This is a genomic window from Mesorhizobium sp. M4A.F.Ca.ET.050.02.1.1, assembly GCF_003997725.1.
GTDB lineage: Bacteria > Pseudomonadota > Alphaproteobacteria > Rhizobiales > Rhizobiaceae > Mesorhizobium.
This window is the reverse complement of the sequence record NZ_RZSG01001195.1, coordinates 1-1,198: the sequence shown is the minus strand read 5'-3', so window position 1 is coordinate 1,198 and position 1,198 is coordinate 1. Positions and strand designations below refer to the sequence as shown.

Genomic DNA, 1,198 nt, shown 5'->3' with positions numbered 1-1,198 from the left:
GTATCGCTGGAACCCGTTGCCGATGCCGAGCGAGCCGACCGATTTCCTTGAGGGCATGCGCACCGTCACCACGGCCGGCGACGTGCTGGGGCAGTCGGGCATGGCGGCGCATGTCTATGTCGCCAACCGCTCGATGACCGACGATCATTTCTTCAACGCCGACGCCGAGATGCTTGTCGTGCCGCAGGTCGGCGCCTTGCGCTTCGTCACCGAGATGGGCGTCATCGAGCTCAGGCCCGGCGAGATCGCCGTGCTGCCGCGCGGCCTCGTCTTCAAGGTCGAGCTCGCCGATGCCGAGGTGCGCGGCTATGTCTGCGAGAACTACGGCGCCAAGCTGACCATGCCCGACCGCGGGCCGATCGGCGCCAATTGCCTCGCCAATCCGCGCGACTTCAAGACGCCCTGCGCCTGGTTCGAGGAGAAGGAGACGCAGTGCCGGCTGATCGTCAAATGGTGCGGCTCCTTCCATGTCACAGAGATCGGCCATTCGCCGCTCGACGTCGTCGCATGGCACGGCAACTACGCACCCTACAAATATGATCTGGCGACGTTTTCGCCGGTCGGCGCCATCCTGTTCGACCACCCGGATCCGTCGATCTTCACCGTGCTGACGGCGCCGAGCGGCGAGGAAGGCACCGCCAACATCGACTTCGTCATCTTCCCGCCGCGCTGGCTGGTGGCCGAGGATACGTTCCGCCCGCCCTGGTACCATCGCAACATCATGAGCGAGTTCATGGGCCTGATCCACGGCCAGTACGACGCCAAGGAGGAGGGCTTCGTCCCCGGCGGCATCAGCCTGCACAATTTGATGCTGGCCCACGGGCCTGACGCGACTGGCTTCGAAAAGGCCTCGCGCACGGAACTGAAACCGGTCAAGCTCGACAACACCATGGCCTTCATGTTCGAGACCCGATTCCCGCAGATGCTGACCCGCTACGCCGCCGAGGTCGAAACCAGGCAGGACAATTACATCGACTGCTGGGCCGGGCTGAAAAAACGATTCAACGGCACGCCCGAGGGCGACTGGTCTTGAATTTGGACCGCCTCGTTCTTCTCGGCGCCAAGGGGGGGCCGGCGATCCGGCCGGGTGGGCCGTGGCCAAGTTCCTCGCTGCTCGAGATCGGCGGCCGCGCAATCGTCGTCGATTGCGGGCTGGGCGTCACCCGCGCGCTGACCGATGCCGGGCTCAGCCTGAAGA

The 1,198-nt window shown here is 65.0% G+C and carries 1 protein-coding gene and 1 pseudogene; both read left to right on the top strand.

All coding sequences use genetic code 11. The features are described 5' to 3' along the window. A partial coding sequence (gene hmgA, locus EOA33_RS36245) for a homogentisate 1,2-dioxygenase (RefSeq protein WP_127407760.1) occupies nucleotides 1–1,033 on the top strand: 1,033 nt, incomplete at its 5' end. Next, nucleotides 1,024–1,198, top strand: a pseudogene (locus EOA33_RS41195) (MBL fold metallo-hydrolase); the annotation flags it as partial. The gene hmgA and the pseudogene EOA33_RS41195, both read left to right, overlap by 10 nt.